The organism is Phenylobacterium hankyongense (genome assembly GCF_003254505.1).
Lineage (GTDB): Bacteria > Pseudomonadota > Alphaproteobacteria > Caulobacterales > Caulobacteraceae > Phenylobacterium > Phenylobacterium hankyongense.
The window spans coordinates 339,457-352,612 of record NZ_QFYP01000001.1 but is presented as its reverse complement, the minus strand read 5'-3'; the positions used below and the strand labels follow the sequence as shown (position 1 = coordinate 352,612).

Annotated in this window: 13 protein-coding genes; 11 read left to right on the top strand and 2 right to left on the bottom strand. The window is 70.9% G+C overall.

From position 1 onward, the window contains the following. The first annotated feature begins 19 nt into the window (after positions 1-19). From fliR to DJ021_RS01585, 6 genes are all read left to right on the top strand, one after another. Positions 20-775: a flagellar biosynthetic protein FliR gene (gene fliR, locus DJ021_RS01610; RefSeq protein WP_111455875.1), complete on the top strand. Its 756-nt coding sequence runs from the start codon at positions 20-22 to the stop codon at positions 773-775. A 3-nt stretch (positions 776-778) separates the two neighbouring features. Further along, positions 779-1,864 carry a flagellar biosynthesis protein FlhB gene (flhB, locus tag DJ021_RS01605; protein ID WP_111455874.1) on the top strand — a complete coding sequence of 362 codons (1,086 nt, stop codon included), beginning with the start codon at positions 779-781 and terminating at the stop codon, positions 1,862-1,864. Between the two features lie 109 nt (positions 1,865-1,973). After that, a complete protein-coding gene (gene cckA / locus DJ021_RS01600; protein WP_111458938.1) occupies positions 1,974-4,055 on the top strand; it encodes a cell cycle histidine kinase CckA in 2,082 nt (693 codons plus the stop codon). 68 nt (positions 4,056-4,123) lie between these two features. After that, the gene (locus DJ021_RS01595; protein WP_243625879.1) at positions 4,124-5,185 is read left to right on the top strand and encodes a tetratricopeptide repeat protein; all 1,062 of its coding nucleotides are present in this window, start codon (positions 4,124-4,126) and stop codon (positions 5,183-5,185) included. Continuing rightward, positions 5,182-6,117 (top strand): DUF5996 family protein, encoded by a 936-nt coding sequence (locus DJ021_RS01590; RefSeq protein ID WP_111455872.1) that lies wholly within the window; start codon positions 5,182-5,184, stop codon positions 6,115-6,117. Before DJ021_RS01595 ends, DJ021_RS01590 begins: the two co-directional genes overlap by 4 nt. After that, positions 6,114-6,335 (top strand): hypothetical protein, encoded by a 222-nt coding sequence (locus DJ021_RS01585; RefSeq protein WP_111455871.1) that lies wholly within the window; start codon positions 6,114-6,116, stop codon positions 6,333-6,335. Before DJ021_RS01590 ends, DJ021_RS01585 begins: the two co-directional genes overlap by 4 nt. Here DJ021_RS01585 and DJ021_RS01580 read toward each other — a convergent pair. After that, entirely contained in the window at positions 6,332-7,219 is an 888-nt protein-coding gene (locus DJ021_RS01580; RefSeq protein ID WP_165837078.1) for a phytanoyl-CoA dioxygenase family protein, read from the bottom strand. The genes DJ021_RS01585 and DJ021_RS01580 overlap by 4 nt on opposite strands. A gap of 164 nt (positions 7,220-7,383) precedes the next feature. Between DJ021_RS01580 and DJ021_RS01575 the strand changes: the two genes are divergently transcribed. The 4 genes from DJ021_RS01575 to DJ021_RS01560 all read left to right on the top strand — a co-directional run bounded on the left by DJ021_RS01575 (position 7,384) and on the right by DJ021_RS01560 (position 9,917). Next, positions 7,384-8,202, top strand: coding sequence for an SDR family NAD(P)-dependent oxidoreductase (locus DJ021_RS01575; RefSeq protein WP_111455869.1), 819 nt, complete (start codon positions 7,384-7,386; stop codon positions 8,200-8,202). Between the two features lie 16 nt (positions 8,203-8,218). Then, the gene (locus DJ021_RS01570; RefSeq protein WP_111455868.1) at positions 8,219-8,956 is read left to right on the top strand and encodes a dienelactone hydrolase family protein; all 738 of its coding nucleotides are present in this window, start codon (positions 8,219-8,221) and stop codon (positions 8,954-8,956) included. A gap of 210 nt (positions 8,957-9,166) precedes the next feature. Beyond that, positions 9,167-9,511 (top strand): RcnB family protein, encoded by a 345-nt coding sequence (locus DJ021_RS01565; protein WP_111455867.1) that lies wholly within the window; start codon positions 9,167-9,169, stop codon positions 9,509-9,511. A 142-nt stretch (positions 9,512-9,653) separates the two neighbouring features. Further along, positions 9,654-9,917, top strand: a complete 264-nt coding sequence (locus DJ021_RS01560; protein WP_165837077.1) for a dodecin family protein — start codon at positions 9,654-9,656, stop codon at positions 9,915-9,917. On the opposite strand, the gene DJ021_RS01555 is transcribed toward DJ021_RS01560, so the two are convergent. Then, positions 9,914-11,128: a BaiN/RdsA family NAD(P)/FAD-dependent oxidoreductase gene (locus tag DJ021_RS01555; protein WP_111455865.1), complete on the bottom strand. Its 1,215-nt coding sequence runs from the start codon at positions 11,126-11,128 to the stop codon at positions 9,914-9,916. The two genes, DJ021_RS01560 and DJ021_RS01555, sit on opposite strands and share 4 nt — an antisense overlap. Positions 11,129-11,288: 160 nt before the next feature. On the opposite strand from DJ021_RS01555, the gene DJ021_RS01550 reads away from it, so the two are divergent. Next, positions 11,289-13,154, top strand: coding sequence for a DUF885 domain-containing protein (locus tag DJ021_RS01550; RefSeq protein WP_243625878.1), 1,866 nt, complete (start codon positions 11,289-11,291; stop codon positions 13,152-13,154). Positions 13,155-13,156: the final 2 nt, after the last annotated feature.

Genomic DNA, 13,156 nt, shown 5'->3' with positions numbered 1-13,156 from the left:
GCCCGCGAGGGTCCCGCAGATGGAGCATTACGCCACCGCCCAGCAGGTGTTCGCCGCCGGCCTGGTGTTCGCGCGGCTGGCCGCCATCGTCATGCTGATCCCCGGCATCGGCGAGAGCTTCATCCCGCCGCGGATCCGGCTGTCGCTGGCCCTGGTGATGGCGCTGATGCTGTTCCCGGTGATTGGCCCCGGGGTCCCGCCCGTGCCCGCCTCCGTCGGGCTGCTGGCCGGAGCGGTGATCAAGGAGGCGCTGATCGGGCTGATGATCGGCGGCATCCTGCGCCTGTTCATGGCCTCGCTGGCCTCGGCCGGCGAGATCGTCTCGATCCAGACCACCCTGTCCTTCGCCCAGACCGCCAACCCGACCCAGGGCTCGCCGACCGCCACGCTGGGCACCTTCCTCGGCCTGATCGGCGTGGTGCTGGTGATGACCACCGACCTGCACCACATGTTCATCGCCGCGATCGTGAAGTCCTACACGATCTTCCCGTTCCACAAGCCGGTGATGGTCAACGACGCCGGGCGGCTGGCCATCGAGACCGTCGCCAAGTCGTTCGCGCTCGGCCTGCAGATGTCGGCCCCGGTGATGGTCTTCGCCCTGATCTTCAACGTCGCCACCGGCCTGGTCGGCCGGGTGATGCCGCAGTTCCAGATCTTCTTCGTGACCTCGCCGCTGATGGTCCTGTTGGGCCTGTCGATCTTCGCGCTCAGCCTCGGCATGATGGGCATGACCTGGCTCGACCGCTACCGCGACGTGCTGCGGCCGTTCGGCTAGCCCATGGCGGAAGAGAGCGAAGGCGCATCGCGCACAGAAGAGCCGACACCGCGCAAACTCGAGCAGGCGAAGGCGAAGGGCGACGTCGCCAAGACCCCGGACCTGTCGCAGCTGCTCTCGCTGATCGGCGCGGCGGCGGTGGTGGCGATCGCCGGGGGGCCGATGTCGCGCAGCCTGGCCATGGCGCTGTTGCCGTTCCTGGCCCACCCCGACGCCATCTCCCTGCAGGGCGGGGCCGGCATGGACGTGGCCAAGCAGGCCACCCGGGCGGCCGCGCCGATCGTGATCACCGTCATGCTGACCGCCGGGTTCGCCGGCGCCGCCGGCGGCCTCGTGCAGACGGGGCTGATGTTCACCCCCGACAAGCTGAAGGTCGACTGGAGCAAGCTGTCGCCGATGGGCGGGTTCAAGCGGCTGTTCGGTCTCGACGGTCTGATCCAGTTCATCAAGTCGCTGCTCAAGGTGGCGATGACCACGGCGGTGGCCTGGTGGGTGTTGAAGCCGCACCTGTCGCAGCTGGAGAACCTGGCCGGCGTCGAGCCGGCGTCGATCCTGCCGTTCTGCGCCGACATCCTGCGGCGGCTGGTGTTCGCGGTCGGCGGGCTGCTGCTGGTGATCGCCGGCGCCGACTGGCTGGTGCAGCGCCAGCGCTTCATCGCCCGCATGCGGATGAGCAAGGAAGAGCTGAAGGAGGAGTTCCGGCAGTCGGAAGGCGACCCGCACGTGAAGGCGCGCCAGAAGCAGATCCGGGTCGACCGGGCGCGGCGGCGGATGATGCAGTCGGTGCCCAAGGCCACCGTGGTGATCATGAACCCGACCCACTACGCCGTGGCCCTGAAGTACGAGAGCGGCGAGGACGAGGCGCCCCAGTGCGTCGCCAAGGGCCTGGACAGCCTCGCCCTGAAGATCCGCGCCGTGGCCGAGGAGGCCGGCGTGCCGATCATCGAGGACCCGCCGCTGGCCCGCGCCCTCTACGCCGCCGTCGAGATCGACGAGGTGATCCCGCCCGCCCACTACCAGGCGGTGGCGAAGATCATCGGCTTCATCATGAACGCCAGCCGCCGCGTCGCGGCCCGGCCGCTGAAGTGAAGGTTTCCTGTAAGTGCGCGTCGCCTATGAGAGAATACCAATGAGTGATTCGCCGGGCGTGCTCGCCCGACCCGATTTCGCGCGACCCCAGGAGGCGCTGACGCTCGCCATGGCCGAGCCGCCGTCCAGCAAAGGCGCCAGGCGCAGGTTTGACCCGCTGACCACCGCGGCCGTGGGCTTCTTCGTGCTCGCCGTCGGCTTCACCGGCTGGGTGGCGATGAACGCCAGCCCGGTGATGGTGGCCACCCTCATGCTGCTCGGCGGCTTGGCCGGCGTGGCCTGCCTCGGGCTGTTCGTGCTGCGCGGGGCGCCCGAGGCGGTAGGCGACCCGGAAGCCGGCGCCGACAAGCTGATCGAAGCGCTGTCCGAACCGGCGGCCATCGCCGCCTCGGACGGGCGCGTGCAGGCCGCCAACCGCGCCTGGAAGGAAAGCCTGGGCTCGGCCCCGCGGCTGCCGAAGAGCGGCGCCTCCGCCGCCAGCCTGTTCGCCGCCCTGTCCGCCGCCCGCCGGGGCGAGGTCGGCCGCGCCTCCATCCGCACCAACGGCGCCGAGCACGAGGCCCTGGTCTCGCCGCTGGGCGCCCGCCGATTCCTGGTCCGGCTGACCGGCCAGGGCTCGGGCACGCTGGCCCTGCCGGCCGCGGCCATGGAGGTGCTGACCGCCTTCTCCAAGGCCGCCGCGCCGCCGCCCAAGGTGCTGGACGCCTTCGCCGCCGCCTCGCCGTTCGGCGCGGCCCTGCTGGAGGGCGAGGACCCGTTCGCCGCCACCATCGTCGAGGCCAATCCCGCGCTGCGCGCCGTGGCCGGCGGCGGCGAGGCCGGCCAGGTGTTCGGCGAGCTGATCGAGCCCGCCTCCCGCGCCGACGCCGCCCAGCGGCTGGCGGCGGGGACCGGCGGCGGCGCGCCGCTGGAGGTGCGCCTGGCGCACGACGCGGCCCGCATCGCCCACCTCTACCTGTCGAAGAGCGACGGGCGCTGGGTGGCCTATCTGGTCGACGTTTCCGAGCAGAAGCAGATCGAGCTGCAGCTCGCCCAGAGCCAGAAGATGCAGGCCATCGGCCAGCTGGCCGGCGGCGTGGCGCACGACTTCAACAACCTGCTCACCGCCATCTTCATGCAGCTCGACGTGCTGTCGTCGCGCCACCCGGTGGGCGATCCCTCCTACGAGGGGCTGAACGAGATCAAGCAGACCTCGGTCCGCGCCGCCGACCTGGTGCGCAAGCTCCTGGCCTTCTCGCGCAAGCAGACCGTCCAGCGCGAGATCCTCGACCTGGGCGAGCTGATCAGCGAGTTCGAGGTGCTGCTGCGCCGCGTGCTCTATGAGGATGTGAAGCTGGAGACCGACTACGGCCGCAACCTGCCGCAGGTGCGCGCCGACCGCGGCCAGCTGGAGACCGCGGTGATGAACCTGGCGGTCAACGCCCGCGACTCCGTCCGCGCCCACGGCGGCGGCCAGGTCCGTATCCGCACCGCGCGCCTGACCCAGGAGCAGGCCGCGTCGATGGGCTATCCCGGCGCCCAGGGCGACCAGGCGCTGATCGAGGTCTCCGACGACGGCCCCGGCATCCCGCCCGAGGTGATGGACAAGATCTTCGACCCCTTCTTCACCACCAAGCCGGTGGGCGAGGGGACCGGCCTGGGCCTCGCCACGGTCTACGGCATCGTCAAGCAGTCCGACGGCTGGATCAGCGTCGACTCCCGCCCCGGCGAAGGCGCGGCCTTCCGCATCTTCCTGCCGGTGCATATCCCGGTCGCCACCGTCGCCCCGGCGCCGCAGCCGGCCGCGCCCAAGCGGACCCAGGCCCGCGACCTCTCCGGCGCCGGGCGGATCCTGTTCGTGGAGGACGAGGACGCGGTGCGCGGCGTCGCCGCCAAGCTGCTGCGCGCCCGCGGCTACGAGGTGATCGAGGCGGCCAGCGGCGAGGAGGCCCTGGAGCTTGCCGAGACCCACGCCGGGACCATCGACCTGATGATCTCCGACGTGGTGATGCCCGGCATGCAGGGCCCGGACCTCCTGAAGCAGGCGCGGATCTACCTGGGCGAGGCGCCGGTGATGTTCATCTCCGGCTATGCGGAATCCGAGTTCTCGGACCTGCTGGAAGGCGAGGCCAACATCTCCTTCCTGCCCAAGCCGATCGACATCAAGACCCTGGCCGAGCGGGTGAAGCAGGAGCTGGGGAAGGCCGCCTGACGCCGACGCTTGCCTAAGGCGGGGCGGCGTTCCAATCATCGGGCTCCCGCCGTCTGCCTGGTTTCTCCGTGTCCGATTCCGCTGCTCCCGTCCGCAAGAGCCTCACGCCCGGCGAGGTCTTCAACCTGGCCTACGCGGCCGTGGAAGACGGGCGCGTCGAGGAGGGGGAGCGCCTCTACCGGCTGGTGCTGCAGATGGCGCGAATTCCCGCCGCCATCCTCAACCTCGGCCTGGTGCTGGACCGCCAGGGACGGATCGAGGAGGCGGAGGCGCTGTTCCGCTCGGCTCTGGCCGAGGATCCCGACGACCATCTGATCCGCCGCCAGCTCGCCTTCCTGCTTCTGCGGGAGGGTCGGTTCGCCGAAGGCTGGCCGCTGTACGAGGCGCGGATGCGGCCGGGCGACGGACGCAGGCCGTCCCTCGGCTACCGGGAATGGACTGGCGAACCCGTCCGCTCGCTGCTGGTGATGCCGGAGCAGGGCATGGGCGATCAGATCCAGTTCGCCCGCTACCTTCCGCTGCTGAAGGCGCGCGGCGTGGAAGTGACGGTGCTGTGCCATCGCCTGCTCGTCCGCCTGTTCCAGCCGCTCGGCGTCAGGGCCATCGCCGCCCAGGGCAGCGTCGAGATCCCGCGTCACGAGGCCTGGACCCTGATCGCCTCGATCCCCTGGCGGCTGGGGACGACGGTCGAGACCATTCCGCCCGCGCCCTACCTGCCCGGCAAGGCGGGCGGAACGGGGATCGGCTTCGTCGGCCGCGGCAACCCCACCCACATCAACGATCGCAACCGCTCCCTGCCGGCCGAGGTCGCCGCCGAGATCGCCGGCTGGCCGGGCGTCGTCAGCCTGCTGCCCGAGGACACCGGCGCGCCGGACATGGAGGCCACCGCCCGGATCATCGACGGGCTCGACCTGGTGATCAGCGTCGACACCGCGGTCGCCCACCTGGCCGGGGCGATGGGCAAGCCCTGCTGGCTACTGCTGCCGTTCACCCCCGACTGGCGCTGGATGAGCGGGCGCGCCGACAGCCCCTGGTATCCGTCCCTGCGCCTGTTCCGACAGCCCGCGCCGGGCGACTGGGCGAGCGTGGTGGCCGACATCCGCCGCGCCTTGGCGGAGCGCGGGACATGACCTTCTCCAGCGACCCACGGGACTGGCCGGAGCTGTCCTACGCCGGCTGGGCGGACACGGCGGCGACGCTGCACATGTGGACGCAGGTGGTGGGCAAGGTGCGCATGGCCTTGTCGCCGCCGGTGAACCACTGGTGGCACGTGCCGCTCTACGTCAACGCACGGGGCCTCGGCACCTCGCCGATCCCCTACAACGGGCGCAGCTTCGAGATCGTGTTCGACTTCCTGGAGCACCGGCTGGAGGTCATGTGCAACGACGGCGCGGTGGAGCGCTTCGCGCTCGAGCCGCAGCCGGTGGCGCAGTTCTATCGCCAGCTGATGGACGCGCTTGGGCGGCTGGGGATCAAGGTGCGGATGTGGACGACGCCCTGCGAGGTGGCCGACCCGATCCCCTTCGAGGCCGACACCGTCCACCGCGCCTATGACGGCGAGGCCGTGCAGCGGTTCTGGCAGGTGCTGTTGCAGACCGACCGGGTGATGAAGGTGTTCCGCGGCCGGTTCATCGGCAAGTCGAGCCCGGTCCACTTCTTCTGGGGCAGCTTCGACATGGCGCTGACCCGCTTCTCGGGCCGCCGCGCGCCGCCGCACCCCGGCTCCGAAGTGCTGCCGGCCTCGGTCAGCCGCGAGGCCTATTCGCACGAGGTGGCCAGCGTCGGCTTCTGGCCGGGGGCGCCGGGCGTCGAGGCCACGTTCTACGCCTACGCCTATCCGGAACCGCCGGGGTTCGCCGACGCCGCGGTCCGGCCGCGGGCCGCCACCTATGACCCGGCGCTCGGCGAGTTCCTGCTGCCCTATGCCGAGGTGCGCCGCTCGCACGCGCCCGACTTCGCCCTGCTCAACTTCTTCCAGTCGACCTATGATGCCGCCGCCGACCTCGGCGCCTGGCCCAGGGCGGAGCTGGAACGCAATCCGCGGCCGGAGACCACGCCATGAGCGACCTCGTCCCCACCAGGCGCCGGCTGCCGGCCACCGCCTGGGTCGCGACCGCCGTGGGCGCCGCGGCGCTGGGCGCGCTGGCGATCGGGGCGATCTCCATCGGCCGGCTGGCCGTCGGTCGCATGGCGATCGGCCGGATCCGCCTGAAGCGCCTGGAAATCGACGAGCTCACCGTGAAGCGGCTCAACGTGCTCGGGGAGCAGCCCGGGCCTTAAGCCGGCTCGCGGGTCGCCTGCCGCGCCCCGTACGGCGCCAGGTCGATGCCGGGATAGCGCACGGCGACGTCGGCCAGGGTCTGGGCGTTCCAGTAGGGATCGCCGGGCGGGGGCCAGCCGAACAGGTCGCGCTGGCGCGGCGTCATGTTGACCATCGCCTCCTTCCAGCCCGGCTGACCCGTGTGATCGGGCCAGGCGAGCTTGCCCTGCCAGCGCCAGCCGCGGGGCTTGAAGTCCACCGGCATGACGAAGCGCGAGCGCCCCGGGGCCCCGAAGTTGGAGCCGCGGTGGAAGACGTCGGTCTTGTAGATCAGGATCGAGCCCGCCGGCCCGGTGGCCGCCACCTCGTCCTCGAAGAACTCGCCCATCTTCGTCTGGGTGACGCCGAGCGGGATGTCGCGGGTGCGGTCGAGGGGCACGGCCTTGGTCGGCCCGTCCAGCTCGGTGACGTCGGAGAGCAGGATGAAGCAGGTCATCTGCGGCATCGTCTGGTCGGCGCGCGGCACGACGATGGTGTGGTTCTCGTAGTCGCGGTGGTGGTGCTGGTCGTAGTCGATCGCGCCGGAATACTTGGCCCAGAGCTCGATCTTGTAGCAGTCGATCTCGCGGGTCTGCAGGAAGCGCTCGGCCGCGTCGATCAGGTCCGGATAGACCGGAACCCGGTTCAGCGCCCAGGACGGGTAGGGGAAGAGCCGCAGCCCCGCGAACTGGCTGCGGGCGTACTTCGGGTGGGCCCCCGGGTTGGCGAAATAGTCCTCGGGGCGCGGATAGATCTCCCAGAGCGCGTCCTGCGCGGCGCCGAGCGTCTCGGCGTCGAGGAAGCCTTCGACCACCGTGAACCCGCGGTCCCAGACCTCGGCCAGCTTGGCGTCGGGTATCCGCATCGGCCGCTCCTCCGGTGAAGGCGTCTTGTGTGAAGGCGTCTGGCGCGCCCCTCGCGCCATTGAAGCCCTCCCCGGGCCCCGGCGCAACGGCGGCGGGTCTTGCGCCCGAGCGCCAGCCGCGCGAGCGTCGGCGCATTAGAACAAAAGTCATTTGGGAGACCGCCATGTCCGAGGCCCGCATCAATCCCGACGGAGCCCTGAAGGGCCGCAACGCGCTGGTCACCGGCGCCAGCCGCGGCATCGGCGAAGCCATCGCCGCCCGCCTGGCCATGGAGGGCGCCCGGGTGGTGGCCTCCGCCCGAACTGCGGAGGAAGGCGAGAGCCGGCTGTCCGGCACCCTGCACGAGACCGTCGAGCGCATCCGCCGGGCCGGCGGCGAAGCCACCTTCATCAAGGCCGACCTGGCCCAGTCCGTCGAACGCGAGCGGCTGGTGGAAGAGGCGACCGCCGCCTACGGCCCGATCGACATCCTGATCAACAATGCCGCCATCACCTACTTCATCCCGGTCGAGGAGTTCCCGGAGAAGCGTTTCAAGCTGATGATGGAGGTGCAGGTCTACGCGCCCTTCCACCTGTCGCAGCTGGTGCTGCCGGCCATGCGCGAGCGCGGGCGGGGCTGGATCGTCAACATCTCATCGCCCGCCGGCCTGCACCCGCAGCCGCCCTATGGCCGCGGCCGCGGCGGCACGGTCTACGGCATGTGCAAGGCCGCCCTGGAGCGGTTCACCACCGGCCTGGCCTCGGAGGTCCATGAGGCCGGCATCGCGGTGAACGTGGTGTCGCCGGGGCTGGTGGACACGCCCGGCGTGGCCGTCCACGGGCTGATCAACGAGCAGACCCGGGACCGGGTGCAGCCGATCGAGTACATCGCCGAGGCGGTCTACCGGCTGGCCAGCGGCGACCCGAAGACCATGACCGGCCGCATCGAGTATGCCGAACCCTTCCTCAAGTCGCTGGCGGTGAAGCCGGCCGAACTGGTCTGAGCGGAGAACCTTCCAGATGATCGAGCAGACGGTGGAGGTTCCCACCAAGGACGGCGCCACGACGACGTTCATCGTCCATCCCGAGCGCAACGGGCCGCATCCGGTGATCCTGTTCTTCATGGATGCGCCGGGGATCCGGGAGGAGCTGCGGGACATGGCCCGGCGGCTCGCCACCGCCGGCTACTACGTGATGCTGCCCAACCTCTACTACCGGCGCGGCGTCCTGGAGCTGAAGGACCTGCCGCCGGTCCCGGACGAGGAGCACCGGGCCCGGATGTTCGAGCTGATGGGCTCGCTGACCATCCCGATGGTCATGGACGACGCCGACGCCCTGCTGGACTTCGCCGATCGCGACCCGGGCGCCAGCCGGCGCAGCATCGGGACGCTCGGCTACTGCATGAGCGGCCAGTACGCGATCAACCTGGCGGCTCGCTATCCCAAGCGGGTGGCCGCGGCGGCGTCGATCTACGGCGTGCGCCTGGTCACCGACCAGGCCGATAGTCCGCACCTGGCGGCGCAAAAGACCTCGGCCGAGCTCTACTTCGCCTGCGCCGAGACCGACCAGTGGGCGCCGCTGGAGATGGTCCAGGCGCTGGACCAGGCGATGAAGGCCCACGACGTCGACGCCGAGGTGGAGCTCTACGCGGGCGTCGAGCACGGCTTCGCCTTCCCGCAGCGCGCGGCCTACGACCAGCCGGCCGCCGAGCGCCACTGGGAACGGCTGTTCGCCCTCTACGGCCGACGCCTGAGGTAGGCGAACGGGCTCGGCGAACGTAGTTGGGTGTAATCGCTGGGTAAATGAGCCCCGTTCCAGGTGATGAGCACGTGGCGTTGGGTATCTAATTCGTTTCAACCAAGAAATGTGATGAACCTAAACTGACCCGGGCCGTTCAATCCGGGCTCAGATCGCCTGTGGAATGTTGGCGATCTGGCGGCGAATACGCCGCAAGGAAAGGAACACACGATGAAACGTCTCATGACCGCCGCCCTCGCGCTGTCGCTGCTCGGCGGCACGGCGTCGATGGCCCAGCCCTACGGCCAGGACAACCACAACAACCGCGGCGGCTACGACCAGCACCACGGCAACGGCAACGCCTATGGGCACAACCAGGGCCAGCACCGCTGGGCCCGTGGCGAGCGCCTGCCGGCCAACTATTACCACGACCGCAGCCACTACGTGGACTACCGCTCGCACCACCTGCGTCGCCCGCCGCGCGGCTATCAGTGGGTGCAGGCCGATGACGGCAACTACGCCATGGTCGCCCTCACGAGCGGGCTGATCGCCACGATCATCGCGTCCAGCCGCTAGCGAACATGGCTCCGGCGGCATCGGCCGCCGGGGTTGCGTTCGTTCGGTCCAGCGGCTCGCGCCGCCCGTCCTCGTGACCCTTGCCACCCGGCGCATGCGAGCGCCTCATGGGGTCGCGGGGGATATCGACGGAGAGGACCCCATGAGCGTCTACCGCGTCACTGAGATCATCGGCACCAGCCGCACCAGCTGGGAGGACGCCGCCAAGGAGGCGCTGGCCGCGGCCGCAGGCTCCTTGCGCGACCTGCGCGTCGCCGAGGTGTTGCAGCAGGACATCGCCCTGTCGCCCGACGGCCAGCTGGAGGCGTACCGCACCAAGCTGCGGGTCAGCTTCAAGTACGAGTCGGACATGATGCGGCCCGAACGGGTGGGGGCCGAGTTCGGCTACGCCCAGCCGAGCGCCTAGCCCAGCCTCCGCAAGATCCCCTCGGCGGCCGCCTTGCCGCTGGCGAAACAGGCCTGCAGCAGGTAGCCGCCGGTCGGCGCCTCCCAGTCCAGCATCTCGCCGGCGACGAAGACGCCGGGCCGGGCCTTGAGCATCAGCGCGTCGTCGACGGCGTCCAGGCCGACGCCGCCGGCGGTGGAGATCGCCCGCGCGATCGGCCGCACGTCGGTCAGCGCCAGGACGCAGTTCTTGATCGCCTCGGCCAGGGCGCGTCCGTCGCCCGGCAGGTCCTTGCCGTGCGCCTCGCGCAGCAGGTTGACCTCAAGGGCGGAGAGATTGAGCGCCTTGCGCAGGTGGTTGGCCAGCGACTGGCCGCCGTGCGGCCGCGCCAGCCGGCCGGTGAGCTGGGCCGCGGACTGGTCCGGACGCAGGTCGATCCGCAGCCGCGTCCCGTCCTTCGCCGCCAGCGCATCGCGCACCGCCGACGACAGCGCATAGACCGCGCCGCCCTCCAGCCCATAACCCGTGACCATCGCGTCGCCGCGGGCGGTGCGGTCGCCAAAGGTCAGTTCGACGTTCTTCAGCGGCTGGCCTTCGAAGCGGGTGCGGAACACCTCGCTCCAGACCACCTCGACGCCGACATTGGCTGGGCGCAGGGGCGTCACCGCCACGCCCTGGTTCGCAAGCACCGGCGCCCAGGCGCCGTTCGAGCCCAGCCGCGGCCAGCTCGCGCCGCCGAGCGCCAGGATCGTCGCGTCGGCCGTGACCGCCTGTTCCCCCGCCGGCGTGCGGAAGACCAGCGCCCCGGCGCTGTCCCACCCCTGCCAGTCCCAGCGGGTGCGGATCTCCACGCCCTGCGCCTGCAAGCGCAAGAGCCAGGCCCGCAACAGCGGCGAGGCCTTCAGCGCCTTGGGGAAGATCCGCCCGCTGGAGCCGGTGAAGGTCGGTTGCCCCAGGCCTTCCGCCCAGGCGGTCAGCGCGGCGGGCGGAAGGGCCTCCAGCATCGGCCGCAGCCGGGCCGCGGCGTCGCCGTAGCGGCCGACGAACCGCTCGAAGTCCTCGGAATGGGTGAGGTTCAGGCCGCCGCGGCCGGCCATCAGCAGCTTGCGGCCCACTGAGGGCATCCGCTCGTAGACGGTCACCGCCGCGCCCGCGGCGCTCAGAGTCTCGGCGGCGATCAGGCCGGCGGGCCCGGCGCCGACGATGGCGACGGCAGGACGTGGAGGGGACATGGGCGGCATCCGTGAGGGGAGGCGGGGGAGATAGCGGACCCGCGCCGCCAAGTCCGCTTCATTACAGCGATTTAACCCGGGCCGGACCACCTGCGCCTTGCCGCGCTTGCCGGACGACCCGTAAGCCTAGTGGTCACAAAGCGTAACAGGAACCGCCGCCGTGCTGAGCCGCCGCCTCCTCCTCCTCGCCGCCGGCGCGGGCGTCGCCCTGGCGGGGTGCGCCACGCCGCAGCCGGCGCCGGTCGCCAGCGCTCCGCCGCCGCCGCCGCCGCCGCCCCCGGCGGTCCCGCCGGCGCCCAGCCCGGAAGCGCAGCTGTCGACGGCGCTCGACCAGTTCTTCGCCGAGGTCCTGGAGGAGAGCCCCGAGCTCGCCACCTCGCTGGGCCTCGACACCGGTCCGCACGCCGCCGCCAAGTCGAAGCTGCACGAGGGCTCGATCGCCGCCCAGGCCCGCCGCAAGGCCCGCACCGCCGACCAGCTCGCCCGCCTCACCGCCATCGACCGCCAGGCGCTCACCGGCATGCCGGCGGTGAACTACGACTCGGTGCTCTACGACCTGCAGACCACCGACCGGGCGAACAGGCAGTTCGCCTACGGCTACGAGGGCGCCGGCGCGCCCTATGTGCTCAGCCAGATCAACGGCGCCTATCAGGACGCCCCCGACTTCCTGGCCAGCCAGCACACCATCGAGACCCGCGCCGATGCGCAGGCCTATGTGGCCCGCCTGGGCGAGCTCGGGCGGCTGATGGACGAGGAGGCGGAGCGGACGCGCCGCGACGTCGGCCTGGGCGTCATCCCGCCGGACTTCGCCCTCAAGGCCGCGATCGGCCAGATGAAGACCCTGCACGTGGAGCCGGCCAGGTCGACGCTGGTCACGTCGCTGGTCGACCGCGCCAGGGCCAAGGGGGTCGCCGGCGACTGGGAGCGCGAGGCCTCAGCCGTCTATCAGGAGAAGGTGCTGCCGGCCCTGGAGCGGCAGATGGCGCTCTTGCAAAGCCTGCAGCCAAAGGCGGTCCACGACGCCGGCGTCTGGCGCCTGCCGGACGGCGAGGCCTACTACGCCCAGGCCCTGCAGGCCCAGACCACCAGCACCATGACCCCGGCCGAGGTCCACCAGCTGGGCCTCGACGTCACCAAGGAGCTCCACGCCCGCGCCGACGTGCTGTTCAAGAAGATCGGCATGAGCAAGGGCGGCGTCGGCGAACGCTACGGCGCGCTGTTCAAGAGCAAGAAGGGCGTCTATGCCAACACCGACGCCGGCAAGGCCAAGGAGGTCGCCGACCTCAACGCCGTCGTCCAGGCGATGCAGAAGCGCCTGCCGGAGTACTTCGCCACCCTGCCCAAGGCGGGCCTGCTGATCCAGCGGATCCCCAAGGCCACCGAGGCCGGCGCCTCGACCCACTACACCGAGGGCAGCCTCGATGGCACGCGGCCCGGCATCTACTGGCTGAACCTGCGCGACACCGCCGAAGCGCCCATGTGGGACATGTACACGACCACCTACCACGAGGGCATTCCGGGCCATCACCTGCAGATCTCCCTGCAGCGCCAGGCGGACCTGCCGATGCTGCGCAAGGCGTCCGGCTTCGGGGCCTATGTCGAGGGCTGGGCGCTCTACTCCGAGCAGCTGGCGCAGGAGATGGGCATGTACGAGGACAACCCGCTGGGCGAGCTCGGCTACGTCCACGACGCCCTGCTGCGCTCCGGCCGCCTGGTCACCGACACCGGCCTGCACGCCATGCGCTGGAGCCGCGAGAAGGCGATCGCCACGCTCTCCTCGATCGACGGGGACCCGCCCGCCCTGGCCGCCCAGGAGATCGAGCGCTACTCGGTCTGGCCCGGCCAGGCCTGTAGCTACATGGTCGGCAAGCTGACGATCCTTAGGCTGCGCGACAAGGCGAAGGCCGCGCTCGGCCCGCGCTTCGACATCCGCCAGTTCCACGACGCGGTGCTGCTCTCCGGCTCCATGCCGCTGACGGTGCTGGAGAATGCCGTCGACGGCTACGTCGCCGCCCATCGCGCCTGAGC

Coding starts and splice junctions, on each gene's coding strand:
- cckA (WP_111458938.1), top strand. CDS start 1,974: ATGGCCGAGCCGCCGTCCAGCAAAGGCGCCAGGCGCAGGTTTGACCCG.
- DJ021_RS01590 (WP_111455872.1), top strand. CDS start 5,182: ATGACCTTCTCCAGCGACCCACGGGACTGGCCGGAGCTGTCCTACGCC.
- DJ021_RS01555 (WP_111455865.1), bottom strand. CDS start 11,128: ATGTCCCCTCCACGTCCTGCCGTCGCCATCGTCGGCGCCGGGCCCGCC.
- flhB (WP_111455874.1), top strand. CDS start 779: ATGGCGGAAGAGAGCGAAGGCGCATCGCGCACAGAAGAGCCGACACCG.
- DJ021_RS01570 (WP_111455868.1), top strand. CDS start 8,219: ATGATCGAGCAGACGGTGGAGGTTCCCACCAAGGACGGCGCCACGACG.
- DJ021_RS01580 (WP_165837078.1), bottom strand. CDS start 7,219: ATGCGGATACCCGACGCCAAGCTGGCCGAGGTCTGGGACCGCGGGTTC.
- DJ021_RS01560 (WP_165837077.1), top strand. CDS start 9,654: ATGAGCGTCTACCGCGTCACTGAGATCATCGGCACCAGCCGCACCAGC.
- DJ021_RS01575 (WP_111455869.1), top strand. CDS start 7,384: ATGTCCGAGGCCCGCATCAATCCCGACGGAGCCCTGAAGGGCCGCAAC.
- DJ021_RS01585 (WP_111455871.1), top strand. CDS start 6,114: ATGAGCGACCTCGTCCCCACCAGGCGCCGGCTGCCGGCCACCGCCTGG.
- fliR (WP_111455875.1), top strand. CDS start 20: ATGGAGCATTACGCCACCGCCCAGCAGGTGTTCGCCGCCGGCCTGGTG.
- DJ021_RS01565 (WP_111455867.1), top strand. CDS start 9,167: ATGAAACGTCTCATGACCGCCGCCCTCGCGCTGTCGCTGCTCGGCGGC.